Raw genomic sequence first — 17,530 nt, forward strand, 5'->3', positions numbered from 1 at the left:
CCTCATCGACGGACCCGAATCGTGGGACGCCAGCGCGTCCGACGCCAACGGGGCCGACCTCGACGACGATCGGCCCAAGGAGGCCTGCGGGGTCTTCGCCATTCGTGGTCCCGGGCGCGACGTTTCGCATCTCACCTACCTGGGGCTCTACGCGCTGCAACACCGCGGCCAGGAATCGGCCGGCATGGCGGTCAGCGATCGCGAGCACATCACCGTGGTCAAGGACATGGGTCTGGTGTCCCACGTATTCGACGATCGCACGCTGGCGGCGCTTGACGGGGATCTGGCGATCGGCCACACCCGTTACTCGACCACCGGGTCCAGCGAGTGGCACAACGCCCAGCCGGTGTACCGGTCCACCGGTTTGGTCCACTTTGCGCTTGGCCACAACGGCAACCTGACCAACTCGGGCGCTCTCGCCGCCGAGACGGCGGTGCTGCCGGGCACGATCACCTCCGACACCGACCTGATGGCCGAACTGCTCGCCGATGAACTTGGCTTGGGCAGGGAGCGCGGGGTGGCCGAGGACGAGCTGCTGATCGAGGCCGTGGCGCATGTGGTGCCCCGCCTCGAGGGAGCGTTCTCGCTGGTGTTGTGCGACACCGACCGGGTGATCGGCGTGCGCGATCCCAACGGGTTCCGCCCGCTGGTGCTCGGCGCGTTGGACGATGACTGGGTGTTGGCATCGGAGACGGCTGCGCTCGACGTCGTCGGCGCCAAGTTCGTTCGGGAGATCGAGCCCGGCGAGGTGATCGTCATCGACGACGCCGGGCCGCGCAGCCGCTTCCCCTTCGACGACGATCGCATCAACCCGACACTGTGCCTGTTTGAGTTCGTGTACTTCGCCCGGCCCGACACCTTCTTGGGTGGACGGGGCGTTCACCGGGCCCGCGTGCGAATGGGCGAGGTGCTGTCCACCCAGCAGCCGGTGGAGGCCGACATGGTGATGGGCGTGCCCGAGTCGGGCATGCCGGCGGCGGAGGGATATGCCCGGGCGAGCGGCATTCCCTATGGGCAGGGCCTGGTGAAGAACCGCTATATCGGTCGAACCTTCATAGCGCCGTCCCAAGAGGTGCGATCGCTCGGGGTGCGCATGAAGCTCAACCCGCTCCGGGAAAATATCAAGGGCCAGCGCCTGATCGTCGTCGATGACTCGATCGTCCGGGGCACGACCACCAAGGCGATGGTGGCCATGCTCTACGCCGCCGGCGCCGCCGAGGTACACCTGCGGGTGTCGTCGCCGCCCTATCGCTGGCCGTGCTTCTACGGCATGGACACCGGCGCTCGCGACACCCTGCTCGCCGCCAAGATGACCGTGCCGGAGATCGAGGAGTACCTCGGGGTCGACAGCCTGGTGTACCTCGAGCTCGACAAGTTGCTGGCGGCGGTCGGGCCGTCCGCGGGCAGTGACGGAGACCCGGCCGACGAGTTCTGTGCCGCATGTCTGACCGGGGAGTATCCGGTGGAGATCCCGGTCAACCTGGGCAAGGACGTGCTGGAGGCCCCAAAGGCCCCGCAGCCGTCGCAGGCCTCTCTGCTCGGGACTGATGGAGACGCCGCAACCCCCGGCCGTCCAGAAGCAGGAGACCGCACCCCGGCATCGATTGGTGCCGGTCGGTGAGCGCTTCGAACGATCGCCCGACAGCGAATCCTTCCGACGGCGCCACCTACGCCGCGGCGGGCGTCTCCCTCGACGCTGGGGACGAGGCGGTGCGTCGCATCCTGCCCATGTTGCGCCGGACGCACACCCCCGGGGTGATCGCCGACATCGGCGGCTTCGGTGGCCTTTTCGAAATGCCCGCCGGCTATCGACGGCCCGTGCTCGTCTCATCGACCGACGGGGTGGGCACCAAGCTCGAGGTGGCGCGGCTGGCCGACCGCTGGGACACCGTGGGCCTCGACCTTGTGGCGATGGTGGTCGACGACCTGGTGTGCTCGGGCGCCAAGCCGCTGTTCTTCCTCGACTATTTGGCGGTCGGTCGTCTCGACCCCGACCGGGTTGAGCTGTTGATGTCCGGCCTGGTGAAGGGCTGCGAGATCGCCGGTTGTGCGCTCATCGGTGGCGAGATGGCCGAACACCCCGGAACGATGGACCCCGATGCGCTCGACGTCGCCGGTTTTGCCGTCGGCGTCGTCGAACGTGACGAGATGATCACCGGCGATGCCGTCGTCCCCGGCGACTCGCTGGTCGGCCTGCGGTCGCCCGGCCTGCGCAGCAACGGATTCTCCTTGGCCCGGTCGGTGCTGATCGATGCCGACGACCCGCGGGCCTCGCTGGCCGCTCCGGCCTACCCCGGCGCACCCGAAGGGCCCTCCGTCGCAGACGAGCTGCTGTGCCCCTCGGTGATCTACTCGCCGGCGGTGCAAGCGATGCTGGCTGAGGCCCCGGTGCATGCGGTGGCCCACATCACCGGCGGTGGGCTGGTGGGCAACCTGCCGCGGGCGTTGCCCGAGCACCTCGCAGCCCACCTGGACGACACCGCCTGGGAGCGCCCCCCGATCGTCGCCGAGATCGCCCGACGCGGCGCCGTGTCCGAGGACGAACTGCGGCGGGTGTTCAACCTGGGAATCGGCATGGTGATCGCCACGCCCAAGCCCGATGAGGTGATCGCCGCCGCCCGCAGCGTTGGGGTGGAAGCCAGCGTCATCGGCGAGGTCGCGCCCGCCGAAGGTGACGTCCGCGTGCGCTTCGACTCCGACCGCTGAGCGAACCGATCGCACCCGGTCCCCGGGCGATCTCCGCCGATCATTGGTGAATCGCGCCGATCTGGGTCTACCATGGCGAGTCGCCCACGTGGCCTCCTGGCGCTCCTCCTGCGCCGACCCGTTTTCTCTCCCCACCGTTCCCCATCCGCAAAGGAACCTCCGGTGCGCACCTACGCCCCCAACGAAGCCGACATCGAGCGAGCCTGGCATGTCGTCGATGCCGACGGCCTGGTCCTCGGCCGCATGGCCACCGAGGTCGCCACCATCTTGCGCGGCAAGCACAAGCCGACCTTCGCCCCCAACGCCGATGTCGGTGATCACGTGATCATCATCAATGCCGACAAGGTGGTGCTCACCTCCAACAAGGCCGAGCGCAAGCCGATGTACAGCCACTCCGGCTACCCCGGCGGCCTCAAGGAGACCACCTACGCCGCGATGATGGACAAGGATCCGGCCGACGCAGTGCGGGGCAGCGTTCGAGGGATGATCCCCAAGAACAGCCTGGGCCGACGCATGCTGAGCAAGCTGCAGGTCTACACATCCACCGAATTTCAGGATCAGGGTGGGCATCCCCACGCCGCCCAGAAGCCTCAACCGTTGGCCATCGAACACGCCCGGGCGCGCTGAGCACCCTCCACAGGAGCACCATCATGGGACACCCCCTCGTTCAAGCAACCGGCCGACGCAAGCGCGCCGTCGCCCGCGTCCGGGTCCGTCATGGATCCGGCCAGATCACGGTGAACAATCGCCCGGTTGAGGCGTACTTCCCCAACGAAACCCACCGCATGGTGCTGGCCGAGCCGCTGGTTCTCACCGAGATGGGTGAGAACTACGACATCGACGCCACCATCCACGGTGGCGGCCCGACCGGTCAGGCCGGCGCGATGCGCCTCGGCATCGCCCGGGGCCTGGTGGCGCTCGACGCCGACCTGCGCGAGTCGCTCAAGCGTGCCGGCTTCCTCACCCGCGACGATCGCGAGAAGGAATCCAAGAAGTACGGCCTCAAGAAGGCTCGCAAGGCGCCGCAGTACTCCAAGCGCTGATGGACGTGGGCGCCCCCGAACGCGGTGGGGCACTTCGGTCATGAGCCTGCGCTTTGGAACCGACGGCGTAAGGGGCGTGGCCAACACCGAGTTGACCCCCACCTTTGCGCTGGCACTGGGCGCAGCCGTCGTCGACGCGTTTGACACCACTCAGGTGGTGATCGGCGTCGACACCCGGCGGTCGGGTTCCATGCTGGCCGCGGCGGTCTCCGCCGGGGTCGCCTCCGCCGGGGCGGACGCCATCGAGCTTGAGGTGATCCCGACGCCGGCCGTCGCCCGTGAGGCTCGAGTGCGCAACTGCCCCGGCGTGATGGTGTCGGCGTCGCACAATGCGTTCCAGGACAATGGCCTGAAGGTGTTTGGTCCCGGCGGGCAGAAGCTGTCCGATGCCGAGCAGAGCCGGATCGAGTCGACGATCATGGCCATCCTCACCACCGGCCGCGGCGTTCGCGTGGTCGGCCCCAACGAGATGGCGCAGGAGATCCCGCCGCCGACCGGCGCCGAGGTGGGCCGCATCGAGTGGGAACCTCAGGTGGCCGAGGACTACGTGGCCGAGCTGGTGCAAGCCGGTGGCGGCGACGGGGCACTTGACGGCATGGTGGCGGTGCTCGACGCCGCCCACGGCGCCGGATCGGCCATCGGGCCCCGGGCCCTGCGGCGCCTGGGTGTCGAGCTGAGGGTGATCGGCGACCTGCCCAACGGCACCAACATCAACGACGGCGTCGGATCCACCGCATTGGGCCCGCTGCGCGAGGCGGTGATGAACCTCGACGGTGCGGTCGGGTTCGCCCTCGACGGCGACGCCGACCGCTGCCTGGCCGTCGACGAGCACGGCAACGAGATCGACGGCGACCAGATCATTGCCGTCTGCGCGCTTGAGATGGCTCGGGCCGGCAAGTTGGACAATTCGGCGGTTGCGGTCACCGTCATGTCCAACCTGGGCTTCCGCAAGGCGATGGAGGCGGCCGGCATCGGCGTGGTGGTCACGCCGGTTGGTGACCGCTACGTGGTCGATGCCATGGCACGCGAGGGTCTGGTGCTTGGCGGCGAACAGTCCGGGCACGTGATCTTTGCCGACGTCGCCACCACCGGCGATGGCCTGCTCACCGCCATCCGCCTGCTGCGGGTGATGGCCGACCGGCGCAAGCCGCTGGGCGAGCTGACCGCCGAAGCGATGGTGCGTTTGCCCCAGAAGCTGCGCAACGTCTCGCTCGACGTTCGGCCTCCGGACCTGCTGGAGCGCATCGGCGATGCGGTCGACCGCGCCGAGGCCCGTCTGGGCGACGACGGTCGGGTGTTGATCCGTCCCTCGGGCACCGAGCCGGTCGTTCGGGTGATGGTCGAAGCACCGACCGCCGAGCTTGCCGCCGAGGTGGCCGACGAGCTGGCCACCGAGGTCGCACGCGCCGCGTTGGCGTAGGACTCAGGCCGGGGCGGCTCCCCAGCGCCGCAACCTTCTACACTGTCAGGGCACTGCCACCGATCGCCATGATGGTTCCGCCAGTCCCTGCGGACGCCAACACCATCATGATCACCCCACTCGCCGAACCTATCTCGGCTCAAGGAGTTGCCCTCGATGTGTGGAATCATCGCCCTGTTGCGTCGACCGGCTGCGGTGCAGCCCATCGACCTCACCCCGCTGGTCGGCCAGCTGACCAACGCCGCCGACCGTCTCGCCGGTGACGGCGAGACCCCAAATTGGAAAATGCTGGGCGAGGCCATCGAAGCCGCCGGCTTCGTCGACGAATCGCTGCGCGGGCTCAACGGCGCCGCAGCGCTGCTCGCCGAGCCACAACAGTCGGCCGAGCTGAAGCTGGCGTGCGAGCGGCTCGACGCGCTGGCCGACCGGATCGAGGCGGCCGAGGCAGAGGGGCTCGTGCCCGCCGACCGGGTCGAGGCGATCAACGCCGAGCTGATCGCGTTGCGCGATCCGTCCTGGGCGATCGCCCACGACCGTTTGCGCGCCGCCGAAGGCATCGTCGAGCTGATGGGCCTGGACCCGACAGATGGGGCGCTCGCCGCCGGGCTATCGGTGTATCAGGCGTTGTCGGCGCTCGACCGCCTCGAGGTGCGCGGCCGCGACTCGGCCGGTATCCAGCTGCTCGTCACCGGCCACGGCCTCGATCTCGAGTCACCCCAGGTGCAGGCGCTGCTCGACGAGCGTCGCTACCCGTTCTTTGGCTCCGGTGCCGTCCGCACGCCGGAAGGGGCCCTGTCGTTCGTCTACAAGGCGGCCGCCGAGATCGGCGAGCTGGGCGACAACACCGCCGCGATCCGCTCGGCGGTGCTGGGCGACGAACTGTTGCACCTGGCGCTGGAATCGCCCCACGCCTGGACGATGGTGCTCGGCCACACCCGTTGGGCGTCGGTCGGCATCATCTCCGAGGCCAACGCCCACCCCCAGTCGAGTGAGGAACTCGCAGCGGTCAGCGCGCTGCAGCGGGGCTCGACCGGCGGGGACACCCGGCCCTTCACCACGGCGGTGCTCAACGGCGACGTCGATAACCACGCCGACCTGGCGGCGGCTGAGACGCTGCAGCTGCCGGCCGAGGTAACGACCGATGCCAAGGTCATCCCGGTGCTGTGGAGCCGCCGTCTGGCCGAAGGCCAGGACAGCGAGGTGGCGTTCCGCAATGCGGTGGCGCCGATGGAGGGATCGGTGGCGATCGCCGCCAACAGCGCCGCTCGTCCAGGCGAGCTGATGCTCGCCCTTCGGGGCTCGGGCCAGGCCTTGTACGTCGGCCTGGCCGACGATGCCTTCGTCATCGCCTCGGAGCCCTACGGGGTGATCGAGGAGACCGCCAGCTACGTGCGCATGGACGGCGAGACCCCGAGCGACCCGGCCAACGCCAACGCCACCCGCGGACAGATCGTGCGCCTGGATGCGTCCGCCGCCGGCAGCCTGGCTGGCATCACCCGCTGGGGTTACGACGGCACCGAGCTGCCGGTGGCTGAGGGTGACGTTGTCTCCGGCGAGGTCACCACGCGCGACATCGACCGTGGCGACTTCCCCCACTTCCTGCTCAAGGAGCTGGGGGATGCCCCATCGTCCTTCGCCAAGACCCTTCGGGGCAAGCTGCTCGAACGTCCCGATGGTGGCTACGACGTGCGCCTCCCCGACGCCACATTGCCCGAGGGTGTGCGTGCAGCGCTGACCGACGGCACGATCGACCGGGTCTTGGTCATCGGGCAGGGCACCGCCGCCGTGGCCGGCCAGAGCCTGGCGTTTCAGCTGTCCAACCTGCTCGCAGACAACGACATCGACGTCGATGCCCTGCCCGCCACCGAGCTGTCGGGCTTCCAGTTGCGCTCGGACATGTCGACCACCCTGATCGTGGCGATCAGCCAGTCGGGGACGACCACCGACACCAACCGCACCGTCGACCTCGCTCGGGGCCGGGGGGCCAAGGTGGTGGCGATCGTCAACCGGCGAAACAGCGACCTGACCGACAAGGCCGACGGCGTGCTCTATACCGCCGATGGTCGCGACGTCGAAATGTCGGTCGCCTCGACGAAGGCGTTCTATTCACAGATCGCCGCCGGCATGTTGTTGGCCTACGGCATCGCCGCCGAGATCCCGGGAGCCCGCACCGCCGACGATCCCGAGGAGCAGGAGGTGCTGGCCGCGCTGGCCGTGCTGCCCGCCGTGTTGAAGGCCACCCTCGAGGTGCGGCCCCAGGCCGCCGAGGCCGCCCAGCGGTATGCGGTGTCGCGGCGCTACTGGGCACTGGTCGGCAACGGGCCCAACATCATCTCGGCTCGCGAGGTGCGGATCAAGCTCTCCGAGCTGTGTTACAAGTCGATCGCGTGTGACGCCACCGAGGACAAGAAGCACATCGACCTGTCGTCCGAGCCGTTGATCCTCGTCTGCGCCGCCGGGCTGGTCGGCTCCACCGCCGACGATGTCGGCAAGGAAATCGCCATCTTCCGGGCTCATAAGGCCGCCCCGATCGTGATCGCCACCGAAGGGGCCAGCGAGTTCACGGCTGCGGCCCACGTGATCTCCGTTCCCGAGACGCATCCACGCCTGGCGTTCATCCTCTCCGCCATGGCCGGGCACTTGTTTGGCTACGAAGCGGCCCTGGCGATCGACGCCCAGGCCCGAATCCTGCGTGAGGCCCGGGTGGTCGTCGAGGGGGCCCTGGCCGCTGGCGAGGATGCTGGCCAGCTCCTCGCAGGCCTGCGCGACGAGCTGGCGGCGCCGGCGAACAGCTGGTTTGCGGCGCTTCGGGCCGGCGAGCTGAACGGCCACATGGAGGCGTCGACCGCCCATCGGGTGGCCACCGCATTCCGCTTCACATTGGGTATTGCGCCCCTCGACGCCTACCAGGTGGAGCTGGGCAAGATCGGCACCCCGGGAGTGCTGATCGACGACCTGACGTCTGCGCTCAACGATGCGATCGACGAGCTGACCCGTCCGATCGATGCGATCAAGCACCAGGCCAAGACGGTCACCGTGGGCATCAGCCGCAGCGACGAGTCGGTGCTCGAGATCCCCTTGGTCAAGGAGCTGTTCGCCGCCGGTGCCAACCGGGACCGTATCAGCTACCGGACGCTGCGTACGCTGGCCGATCTGTCGCCGGCGGTCGCCGAGGTGCGCGGCTTCGTGCGCTACGACGTTACCGACGCCGACAGTGACACGCCGACAGCCACCGTGCTCGACAAGGGCGGGGTGGCCGCAGCGCTGACCTCCCGACTCGAGCGTGACCCCCGCCTTCGGGGAACCAAGCACCTGGTGGTCCGCGAGCAGGAGCTGCTGGTCACCCGAGGTCGCAAAGACGGCCGTTCGGTGTTGATCGCCCCCCAGGTGAAGAATGGGGTGACCACCGGCCTCGTGTTGTTGCACGTCGAGCTGGCCGGCCACCTGGACGCGAAGACAGCCCGCAACGTGCTCCAGGGCTATCGCAGGCGGTATCAGGGGTTGAGCGACGCGGTCACCGAGACCGAGGAGCACTTCCGCGACGACCTGCTGGCCGAACAGCCCGTCATCGACTTGTTGGCACTGCCGGTCTTGGAGCTGGCTGAGCGCTGGCGCAGTGCACCGGCGGGCGGCTAGCGCAGGCCGTGCCGCAGCGATGAGCCCGATCCACTGGGTGGCGTCCAACGGCCCGATGCCCGAGCGCATTCCGGCCGTTGACGCCGACCCCGGCGGGGATGGCCATGACAACGCCGATGAGGGCGCTGCGTCGTCGCAGCCCCGGCTCGACGGTGTCCATGGCGCGGTCTCGGTGCACTTCGGCGGGGGTGTCCCCGCCAATGCGGTGGCGGTCGGCATCGACGCTGTCGACGTGCAACGGTTGGCTGTGGTGCTCGAACGCACCCCGGCCATGCGGGAGCGCTGTTTCACCACCACCGAGTTGGTCGACGCCGCCACAGGCGGCGACGAAATCGGCCACCTGGGCATCTGTTTCGCCGCCAAGGAGGCGGTGGCCAAGGCGTTGGGGTGTGGGCTGGGTCCGGTGGGGTTTCACGACATCGAGCTCCACCGCAGCGAGTCGGGTGCCCCGGCGCTGAGCCTCAACGGTGCGGCCGTGCCGCTGGCCGAGGCCGCCGGCATCGCCTCGTGGTTGGTCTCGGCCACCCACACCGACACGGTGGCCCAGACCGTCGTCATCGCGCTCGATGCAACGAGCGGGGCGAGGCCGGCCGCCCGATAGCGCGACTCCCCACAAGGCCCCAACGGCCTCGGTCGCAGGCGAACTGGGGAGTGCAGGGCGCGGTCTGGCGGTTGTCTGGGCTCCCGGGTTCGGGGCCGGGACTTGGCGTGGGGCGAACTGGGGAGTGCAGGGCGCGGTCTGGTGGTTGTCTGGGCTCCCGAGTTGGTCGAGGTGGCAAGCTCTGGAGATGGAACCGGTGCTCACGCCCGAGGAGATGACGGCGGTCGACGCCGCCGCTGCCGATCGAATGGACGAGCTGGTGCAACGTGCCGGCGCCGCCGTGGCGCGTCAGGCGTTGCGAATGCTCGGCGGCGCCTACGGGCGTCGTGTCCATGTCATGGCCGGGCCCGGCAATAACGGTGCGGACGGTCGGGTGGCTGCCGAGTTGCTGCGCCGCCGAGGTGTCCGTGTCAGCGTGGGCACACACGATCAGCCCGTGCCGACGGCGGTCGCCCACGACCTACTGATCGACGCCGCGTTCGGCACCGGCTTGAGCCGCCCCTACGAACCTCCGCCGGCGCCCGGGGGTGTCCCCGTGCTGGCGGTCGACATCCCCTCTGGCCTCGATGGTTTGACCGGGGAGCTGCGGGGTCGACCTTGGCGGGCTGACGCCACGATCACCTTTGCTGCGCTGAAAAGCGGGCTGATCCTCGGCGAAGGACCTGAGTACTGCGGCGCGGTCGAGGTGGCCGACATCGGGTTGAGCGTCGACGCCGAGGTGGGCTCGGGCTCACGGCTGACCAGGGGACTGGTCACCGACGACGACGTGGCATGTCACTGGCCTGGTCGATCGACCAGTGCGCACAAGTGGCAGAGCGCGGTTTGGGTGATCGGTGGTTCACCGGGCATGACCGGCGCCGCTGCCCTCGTCGCCCAGGCAGCCAGCCGCGCCGGCGCCGGATATGTGCTGGTCAGCGCACCGCCGGCGCCGTCGTCGCAGCGTTCCGTTGGCGAGGACTCTCGCATCCGGACCGACGGGACCGGTGTCCCCGGCCCACACGGCCACCTGCCCGCAGCTCCGCTACCGGTGGAGGCGGTTACCCGACAACTGAACGGGGACGGCGGCGTCGGATCGAGTTGGGCCGAGACGGTGGCCGCAGAACAGCGGGTTGGGGCGCTGGTCATCGGCAACGGGCTGGGGCGCGATGAGGGCGTGCTTGACGGGGTGATCGAGTTGCTGGCGCTCAGCGACGCACCAGCTGTGCTGGACGCCGATGCGCTCGGCGGCGGCGGGGAACGGCTGCTGGACGCTTGCGCCAGGCGCCAGGCCACGACCGTGCTCACCCCGCACGATGGCGAATACGCCGCGCTGATGGGGGACCCGCCAGGAAGCGACCGTCTGGAGGCGGCACTTCGGCTGGCCCGACGGGGCAACTGCATCGCGCTGTTGAAGGGTCCGACCACCGTCGTCGCCGGGCCTGACGGGCGGGTGGCGATCAGCACCAGCGGGGACCAGCGCCTGGCCACCGCCGGCACCGGCGACGTGTTGGCCGGCATCGTGGGGGCCGCCCTGGCCCGTGACGGTGCCGATCCGCTGATGAGCGTTGCGTTGGCGGCCCACGTTCACGGCCGGGCAGCCATGCGGGGCCCGGAGCTCGGGTTTCGGGCCAGCGACCTGCCCGACCTGGTCGCCGCCACGCTGGACGAGCTCGTCACCGACGGGTACCACCCGTGAGGGGCTCCTCAACCCGCGAGGAGCGCAGGAACTCGGGAGCCCGGAGTGCCGTCTGGTGGGCGTTTCCGCTCCCGACTTGGAGTGTGGCCTGGAACTCGGGAGCCCAGCGTGCCGTCTGGTGGGCGTTTCCACTCCCGACTTGGGGTGTGGCCTGGAACTCGGGAGCCCAGCGTGCCGTCTGGTGGGCGTTCCCCCTCCCGACTTGGGGTAGGGGGCCCTGACGTGACGCGTCCGAGCTTCGTCGAGGTTGACCTCGATGCCATCGCCTACAACGCCGCCGTGCTTGCGGAGGTGGCCAGGCCCGCCCGGTTGTGCGCGGTCGTCAAGGCCGACGGCTACGGGCACGGCGCAGTTCCGGCGGCTCGGGCGGCGCTGGCCGGAGGGGCCGACATGCTGGGCGTGGCGATGGTGGAGGAGGGGGCCGAGCTGCGTTCTGCAGGGCTGGATGCGCCGATCCTGGTGCTCGGCCCGCAGGCGGACGACTCGATGAGCGATGCGGTGACCCACCGGCTGGAGCTGATGGTGTCCTCGGTCGCCGAGCTCCGTGCGATCTCCGCCGCCCATCGCCAGCTCGGGGGTGGCAACCCGTCGACCAGGGTTCACCTGCTGGTCGACTCGGGCATGCGACGCGCCGGCGTCGAACCTCGTCAGCTGGCCTCGTTGCGCGCCGAGGCGGCCCGACTCCCAGGGATCGAACCGGTGGCGGTGGCCACCCACTTCGCTCGGGCGGACGAGCCGACCGAGCCCACCACCGACCTTCAGCTCGCCCGATTCGAGGAGGCGCTAACCAGCCTGGACCTCACCGGCAACGAGATCCCGATGATCCACGCCGCCAACTCGGCGGCGACGATCACCAGGCCCGACGCCCGCTTCGACCTGGTGCGTTGTGGCATCTCGCTGTACGGGCTGGCGCCGTCGCCTCAGCTGGAGAGCAACGAGGTGGTGCGACGGTTGCGGCCGGCGCTGCGGGTACTCAGCGCGGTGAGCCTGGTGAAAGCGGTGCCGGCGGGGGAGGGCGTCAGCTACGGCCACCACCGGGTGACCGATCGGCCCACGATGCTCGGGGTTGTACCCATTGGTTATGGCGACGGCGTCCCCCGTGGGATCGGCCTGGACCCACGGGCGGGACGCGCCGCGACGAGCGGGCAGCCGGGAGTCAGCGCACTGGTCGGGGGCGTTCGGCGGCCCATCCTCGGTGCGGTCACGATGGACCAACTCGTGCTCGACTGCACCGACGGACCATCGGTCGGGGTGGGCGACGAGGTGGTGTTGCTCGGCGCTCAGCCGGTCGCCTCCCAGAGCCAGACCGGCGTCGCGATCAGCCCCACCGAATGGGCGGGCTGGATGGGCACGATCAATTACGAGATCGTGACCCGTCTTGGGGCGCGTCTGCCGCGCCGCTACCTCGGGGTCGCCTCGGATGGGGAACTATCCTGAGGCGGTGACCCAGCGCGACCAGGCATTCTCAGGGCCACCGGCGGAGTCGTCGCGTCGGTTGCGCACCCTGTCGGCCGAGGGCACCAAGGCGGTGGCGGCGTCGCTGGCCGGTTGGCTGGAGCCGGGCGACGTCGTCGTGCTCAGCGGTGATCTCGGTGCCGGCAAGACCACCTTCACCCAGGGCCTGGCCCTCGAGCTGGCGGTGACCGACCCGGTGACCAGCCCGACTTTTGCGATCCTCCAGCAGTACGACGGAACCCAACACACCCAAGGGAGCCAACGAACGTTGGTGATCAACCATCTCGACGTCTACCGGTTGGGGACGCTCGACGAGGCCGAAGCCCTCGGGCTCGACGAGTTGCTCGACGGCGAGGCGGTCACCCTGGTCGAGTGGGGGGAGGCGATCGAAACCTTGCTGGGGCCGTCTCGGCTGGTGGTTACCTTGCAGCTCGCGCCGGTTGACGACGACGGGGAACCGGACGCCGCCGGTAGCGACGCTCTCGATCAACGCGTGGTCACCCTCGAGTTGCTCGGCACCGAGCGGCGGCGCCACCAGAGCCTTGACCGGGCGCTGGCGCAGGCGCTCGACGACAGGGGCGTTGCCCTGGAGGGCGAGGAGCCGTGCTGATCCTGGGCATCGAAACCGCAACCGACCGGGTGGGGGCTGCGCTGGTCGACCATGGCGGTGTGCTCGCCGAGACCCACCTGCGGGGTGGTCGCCGCCATGCGGAGACGCTCGGCCCGGCCATCGAGTTTCTCATGGGCCAGTCCGGTCATACCCCGGAGGACCTGGCGGCGGTGGCGGTGGACGTGGGCCCCGGGCTCTTTACCGGTCTTCGGGTGGGCCTCGCCCACGGCAAGGCGATGGCGCACGCTCTGGGGATCCCGATGGTCGGCGTGCCCAGCCTCGATCTCGTCGCCTTCCCGCTGCGCTACACCGGCCGACGGGTGGTGTCGGTGATCGATGCCCGACGCGGTGAGGTGTACTGGGCGATCTACCGCGCGGTGCCGGGCGGAGTGCAGCGCATCGACGACTACCAGATCAGCTCACCGGACGACCTGGCGTCAGAGCTGACCGCTGATCCGGAACCAACCCTCGGGGTGGGCGACGGGGCCCATCGCTACGCCGACGTGCTCGGCGAGATCGGCGGTTTCGAGCTGGCCGACCCGGCGCTGTCCCACCCGTCGGCCTCGTCGCTGGTGCAGCTGGCCCACCCTCGGGCGATGCGGGAGGAGTTCGTCAACCAGAGCGAAGTGGAGCCGATCTACCTGCGCCGACCCGACGCCGAGATCAACTGGGTCACACGCAACGGCTGAGGCTCGCTTCGTCGGCCCAAGAAACAGCGGCAGGACGTCAGGATCGGCCCGACGACCTAGCCGGCGGCGTGGCGGTGACGCTTGGAGAGGGCCCGAACAGCGGTGACGTCGTTGGGCGGAGTTTCGGGTCCGAAGGCCACCGCGTACAGGCTCTTGTGCGCGCCGCAGTCGAGGGCGAACAGCACGGCCTCGTCGTCGGGGTTGCTGTCCCCCTCGAAGCGCACCACATGGTCGATGCCGATGTTGGTCGCATCGCATGCCGAATGGCACCCGGAGCAGTGAAGCTTGCCGTCGTCGTGGGCGGATACGTCCTCGGTGTACCCGTCCTGTACCAGACGGGTCATCGCTTCAGAGAGAGTTTCCATCGCCATGTGTTGAAGCTATCCCCCCCTCGTCGGGAGAGACAGGGGGTCATGGCGGAATCTCGTCACGGGAGTTGGTCGATCAGTCGGCGAAGGCCTCGATGATCGCCTGGTTGAAGCCGGGCAGATCATCGGGGTTTCGGCTGGTCACCAGTACGCCGGGACCGCAGTTGCACACCTTGACGGGCTGGTCGACCCATGCTGCCCCGGCATTCTCGATGTCGGTGCGAAGGCTGGGCCAGCTGGTGAGTTCGCGGCCGACGACGACGCCCGCCTCGATCAGAGTCCACGGGCCATGACAGATCGCCGCCACCGGCTTTCCGGCTTCGAGGAACGCCTTGGTCAAGGCAACGGCAGGAGCGTCGGTACGGAGCTGATCCGGGTTGGCGACGCCCCCGGGCAGCACCAGCCCGGCGTACTCGTCGACCCTGGCGTCAGCCGATGCCACGGACGCATCGAAAACGTCGCCCCGGTCGAGGTGCTTGAAGGCCTGAACGTCGCCGGTGTCGGGAGCGATGAGCACCGGGGTGCCGCCGGCGGCCTCGACCGCCTGCCATGGATCGGTCAGCTCCACCTGTTCGACGCCTTCGTTGGCGACGAGAAATGCGACCTTCTTGCCGGTCAGTCCTGCCATGGCACGTTCCCTTCGTCGACGAGCGGGCTCAGCGGGCGTACCCCGAGAGAGCCGTGATCAACCATGGCGCGCGACCGATGACGATTCAAGGGCAATCATCCGGACGTCCTGGTGGCAGCGGTCGAGCCCGCGCTCTGAAGCAACCGGGCCAGCGCGGCCTCGCCCCGGCTCCTGACCGCCGAGCCCCGCGACGCCGACCAGGCCGATCGGAGTTCGTCGGCGCCGGCCTCGAGCACCCGGGGGTGTACATAGGAGGATCGAGCGACCGTTCGGGTATTGCCCAAGGCAGCGGCGGCGGCGTCCACGGCTTCGACCTCGTCGGCGCCGGTGACCCGGGCCTCCAACGCGACCGCCGATCCTCCCCAGGTGCGAAAGTCCTTGGTGGAGAATCCGGGGCCGGTGTGTAGGCGCACGAACTCATTGACCTCGGCTGCGCTGACGTGGCGGGGTTCATCACCCCGCACGGGGTCGTCGGGGTCGACGAACCACAGCAGCCGGTCGTCCTCGCTGCCCGCAGCGAAGCGCTCGAGCAACCGAGCCAGGTCGTCGTCGAGTTTGATTCTGCGCCGCTGACCGCTTTTGGAGTAATAGTCCAGCCGGGCGACTGCCGTGGGCTCGCCCGCGTGCTCGTCCTCGCCGGCCTCCTCCCCATCGTTGTCGTCCTCAGCGCCGTTGCGGAGGTGGTCGACCATCAACGTGGTGGCCCCGTGGTGACCGTCGTCGGCCGAGTCCTCGTTGCCCACCCTCAGCAGGTGCCGATCGATCAGGGCGGCGGCGGTGGCGACCGCCAAACGTCGGCTGCCCAGCGGTTGGGCGAGTTCGGCGGCTACGGCGGTGCGCAGGCCCGGGATCGCCCGGGGGAAGTGGCCCAGGCGCTCGAACTTGCGACGATCCATCAGCGACGCATAATCGGGGTGATAGCGGTATTGCTTGCGTCCGGCGTCGTCGATGCCGGTGACCTGGAGGTATCCGGTCTCGTCCGGGCAGACCCAGACGTCCTGCCATGCAGGCGGAATCACCAGTGATTCCAGCCGGGAGCGATGCCCGCCTGTGAGCGTCGTTCCGTCGGCGGTGCGATAGCTGAAGCCCCGCCCACACACGCGGCGGGTCCAGCCCGCTTGGTCGTCGGTGACGTGGACGAGCCCGGCCTGTGGTGCCAGCACGGCCGGATCATCTTCGAGCAGTTCCTTCGGGAGGCGGACGGCCATGGCTTCAGCGCTCGGTGCCGAACGAGCGCTTTGCGTCCCGGGGCCGCTCGAGCTCGGCGTTGATCTCCGCACCGACGATGATGACGATCGAGCAGATGTACATCCACAACAGCGTGACGACGATGGCTCCCAGGGAACCGTAGGTCTCGTTGTAGGAACCGAAGCGGCTGACGTACACGCTGAAGCCAAGCGAGGCGATCACTGTCGCCGCCACGGCAAAACCAGCGCCCGAAGAGATCCATCGGCGCGGCGGTTTGGAGCGTTCGGGGCCCACCCGATAGAAGACCGAGAGCGCCACGGTGATGATGGCGGCGGCTCCCAACCAGCCGCCGATCCGCACAGCCACCGAGGCCGGGCCGCTGAAGGCGGTCGCTGAGAAAGAGAGCACAATGGTGATGAGCCCCAAGACAGCGAGCAGCGCCAAAGTGAGCGCGACCGCATGACCGCGTTTGCGCCAGAAGGGCCGATCGTCGGAGACGTCGTGGGCGATGTTGAGGGCCTCGGCCAGATGGAAGATGCCGCTCGAGGCGGTCCACAGCGCCACGAGCACACCGGCGGCCAGGCCCACGCTGAGTGCCCCTGAGGAGGCGGAGGCGACCGAGTTGAGTTGTTGTTCGATCAGTTTGGTCACGGCGTCGGGCACCCCCGGCCCGAGCCGGGCGATGAGGTCGCTGACCTGATCTGGGTCCGAGACCAGACCGTAGAGCGAGACCCCGGCGATGATGAGCGGGATCAGCGCCACGAAGCCGAAGAATGCGACGCCGGCGGCGGTGAGGGTTACGTGATCCCCGACGAATCGCTCGTAGACGCCGATGGTGAGTTGCCTGAGTCGGCGCCACCGGCTGTCCGACCCGTGTGCCCCGGCTGGCGCCGGTTGTCGGTTCACTACGCGGCTCGCTCGATTAAGCCCCGCAGGTAGGCCGCCTGCCCGACGTGCTGAAGGCTGTCGTCGGCCACGCTGACCAGCCGCACGCCCAGGGTGACGGGCGGGTCCCAAGCGTCGTCGATCACGTCGTCCAGCCGGGCGGCGTTGAGCGAACCCAGGTAGGCGCGCGTCCGCTGCCAAACCGCATCGTGATAGTCGACGATGGCGTCTGGGCCTACCGCACGAACCGCAACCATTTCGGTTGGGGAATGCCCGTAGCCCGTGTTGTTCGGGTCGGAGTCGAGACCGAAGCGCTCGCCCCAGTTGCTGCGTTGCCACAGTTGGGCCTCGCCGAGCAGTTCGCTCAGGTGGTGGTCCTGCACTCGGCTGAGGTGCCAGAGCAGCCAGCCGATCGTGTTGCCACCACCGGCCGGTTGGGTGGTGAGCGATCGTTCGTCGAGGCCGTCGCAGGCGGCTACGACCAGCGGGGGGATTCGCTCGTACAACTCGATGAGCAGTCCGTTTGTGTTCACGATCTGGTGCCTTCCGTGAGGTCGACTTCGGTTCGGCAGGGGTTGTACCCCGTTCGGCATCCGCCCAACCCCGGAGGTTGCCAGCGCGCCGGC

16 protein-coding genes are annotated in these 17,530 nt (G+C 69.2%); 11 read left to right on the top strand and 5 right to left on the bottom strand.

The features are described from left to right. Positions 1-4: 4 nt before the first annotated feature. The 11 genes from purF to tsaB all read left to right on the top strand — a co-directional run bounded on the left by purF (position 5) and on the right by tsaB (position 13,835). Positions 5-1,621 (top strand): amidophosphoribosyltransferase, encoded by a 1,617-nt coding sequence (purF, locus tag IPN02_11025; GenBank protein ID MBK9297340.1) that lies wholly within the window; start codon positions 5-7, stop codon positions 1,619-1,621. Further along, entirely contained in the window at positions 1,618-2,706 is a 1,089-nt protein-coding gene (locus tag IPN02_11030) for a phosphoribosylformylglycinamidine cyclo-ligase (protein MBK9297341.1), read from the top strand. Before purF ends, IPN02_11030 begins: the two co-directional genes overlap by 4 nt. A gap of 162 nt (positions 2,707-2,868) precedes the next feature. Further along, positions 2,869-3,333 carry a 50S ribosomal protein L13 gene (rplM, locus tag IPN02_11035; GenBank protein MBK9297342.1) on the top strand — a complete coding sequence of 155 codons (465 nt, stop codon included), beginning with the start codon at positions 2,869-2,871 and terminating at the stop codon, positions 3,331-3,333. 23 nt (positions 3,334-3,356) lie between these two features. Continuing rightward, entirely contained in the window at positions 3,357-3,749 is a 393-nt protein-coding gene (gene rpsI, locus IPN02_11040; protein ID MBK9297343.1) for a 30S ribosomal protein S9, read from the top strand. A gap of 40 nt (positions 3,750-3,789) precedes the next feature. Further along, on the top strand, positions 3,790-5,169 hold the full coding sequence (locus IPN02_11045; GenBank protein MBK9297344.1) for a phosphoglucosamine mutase: 1,380 nt from the start codon (positions 3,790-3,792) through the stop codon (positions 5,167-5,169). Positions 5,170-5,325: 156 nt separating this feature from the next. Further along, positions 5,326-8,805: an SIS domain-containing protein gene (locus IPN02_11050; GenBank protein ID MBK9297345.1), complete on the top strand. Its 3,480-nt coding sequence runs from the start codon at positions 5,326-5,328 to the stop codon at positions 8,803-8,805. A gap of 55 nt (positions 8,806-8,860) precedes the next feature. Then, complete coding sequence (acpS, locus tag IPN02_11055; protein MBK9297346.1) at positions 8,861-9,406, top strand: holo-ACP synthase; 546 nt, start codon at positions 8,861-8,863, stop codon at positions 9,404-9,406. A 187-nt stretch (positions 9,407-9,593) separates the two neighbouring features. Continuing rightward, entirely contained in the window at positions 9,594-11,081 is a 1,488-nt protein-coding gene (locus IPN02_11060; GenBank protein ID MBK9297347.1) for a bifunctional ADP-dependent NAD(P)H-hydrate dehydratase/NAD(P)H-hydrate epimerase, read from the top strand. 222 nt (positions 11,082-11,303) lie between these two features. Beyond that, entirely contained in the window at positions 11,304-12,518 is a 1,215-nt protein-coding gene (gene alr, locus IPN02_11065) for an alanine racemase (protein MBK9297348.1), read from the top strand. A 4-nt stretch (positions 12,519-12,522) separates the two neighbouring features. Continuing rightward, positions 12,523-13,146: a tRNA (adenosine(37)-N6)-threonylcarbamoyltransferase complex ATPase subunit type 1 TsaE gene (gene tsaE, locus IPN02_11070; protein MBK9297349.1), complete on the top strand. Its 624-nt coding sequence runs from the start codon at positions 12,523-12,525 to the stop codon at positions 13,144-13,146. Then, positions 13,140-13,835 carry a tRNA (adenosine(37)-N6)-threonylcarbamoyltransferase complex dimerization subunit type 1 TsaB gene (tsaB, locus tag IPN02_11075; GenBank protein ID MBK9297350.1) on the top strand — a complete coding sequence of 232 codons (696 nt, stop codon included), beginning with the start codon at positions 13,140-13,142 and terminating at the stop codon, positions 13,833-13,835. Before tsaE ends, tsaB begins: the two co-directional genes overlap by 7 nt. 56 nt (positions 13,836-13,891) lie before the next feature. Here tsaB and IPN02_11080 read toward each other — a convergent pair whose 3' ends face one another. The 5 genes from IPN02_11080 to IPN02_11100 form a co-directional block, all read right to left on the bottom strand. Continuing rightward, complete coding sequence (locus tag IPN02_11080; protein MBK9297351.1) at positions 13,892-14,206, bottom strand: hypothetical protein; 315 nt, start codon at positions 14,204-14,206, stop codon at positions 13,892-13,894. A 73-nt stretch (positions 14,207-14,279) separates the two neighbouring features. After that, positions 14,280-14,831, bottom strand: a complete 552-nt coding sequence (locus tag IPN02_11085) for a type 1 glutamine amidotransferase (protein MBK9297352.1) — start codon at positions 14,829-14,831, stop codon at positions 14,280-14,282. A gap of 95 nt (positions 14,832-14,926) precedes the next feature. Beyond that, positions 14,927-16,039 carry a DNA topoisomerase IB gene (locus tag IPN02_11090; GenBank protein MBK9297353.1) on the bottom strand — a complete coding sequence of 371 codons (1,113 nt, stop codon included), beginning with the start codon at positions 16,037-16,039 and terminating at the stop codon, positions 14,927-14,929. A gap of 4 nt (positions 16,040-16,043) precedes the next feature. Next, positions 16,044-16,925: a YihY/virulence factor BrkB family protein gene (locus IPN02_11095; protein MBK9297354.1), complete on the bottom strand. Its 882-nt coding sequence runs from the start codon at positions 16,923-16,925 to the stop codon at positions 16,044-16,046. After that, positions 16,925-17,437: a DUF664 domain-containing protein gene (locus IPN02_11100; protein ID MBK9297355.1), complete on the bottom strand. Its 513-nt coding sequence runs from the start codon at positions 17,435-17,437 to the stop codon at positions 16,925-16,927. The genes IPN02_11095 and IPN02_11100 overlap by 1 nt, the downstream gene beginning before the upstream one ends. Positions 17,438-17,530: the final 93 nt, after the last annotated feature.

Source organism: Candidatus Microthrix subdominans, assembly GCA_016719385.1.
Classification (GTDB): Bacteria; Actinomycetota; Acidimicrobiia; order Acidimicrobiales; family Microtrichaceae; genus Microthrix; species Microthrix subdominans.

Excerpts from the sequence above, each read along its gene's own strand:
- rpsI (MBK9297343.1), top strand. The coding sequence starts at position 3,357 with ATGGGACACCCCCTCGTTCAAGCAACCGGCCGACGCAAGCGCGCCGTC.
- IPN02_11045 (MBK9297344.1), top strand. The coding sequence starts at position 3,790 with ATGAGCCTGCGCTTTGGAACCGACGGCGTAAGGGGCGTGGCCAACACC.
- IPN02_11050 (MBK9297345.1), top strand. The coding sequence starts at position 5,326 with ATGTGTGGAATCATCGCCCTGTTGCGTCGACCGGCTGCGGTGCAGCCC.
- acpS (MBK9297346.1), top strand. The coding sequence starts at position 8,861 with ATGCCCGAGCGCATTCCGGCCGTTGACGCCGACCCCGGCGGGGATGGC.
- IPN02_11060 (MBK9297347.1), top strand. The coding sequence starts at position 9,594 with ATGGAACCGGTGCTCACGCCCGAGGAGATGACGGCGGTCGACGCCGCC.
- IPN02_11080 (MBK9297351.1), bottom strand. The coding sequence starts at position 14,206 with ATGGCGATGGAAACTCTCTCTGAAGCGATGACCCGTCTGGTACAGGAC.
- IPN02_11085 (MBK9297352.1), bottom strand. The coding sequence starts at position 14,831 with ATGGCAGGACTGACCGGCAAGAAGGTCGCATTTCTCGTCGCCAACGAA.
- IPN02_11090 (MBK9297353.1), bottom strand. The coding sequence starts at position 16,039 with ATGGCCGTCCGCCTCCCGAAGGAACTGCTCGAAGATGATCCGGCCGTG.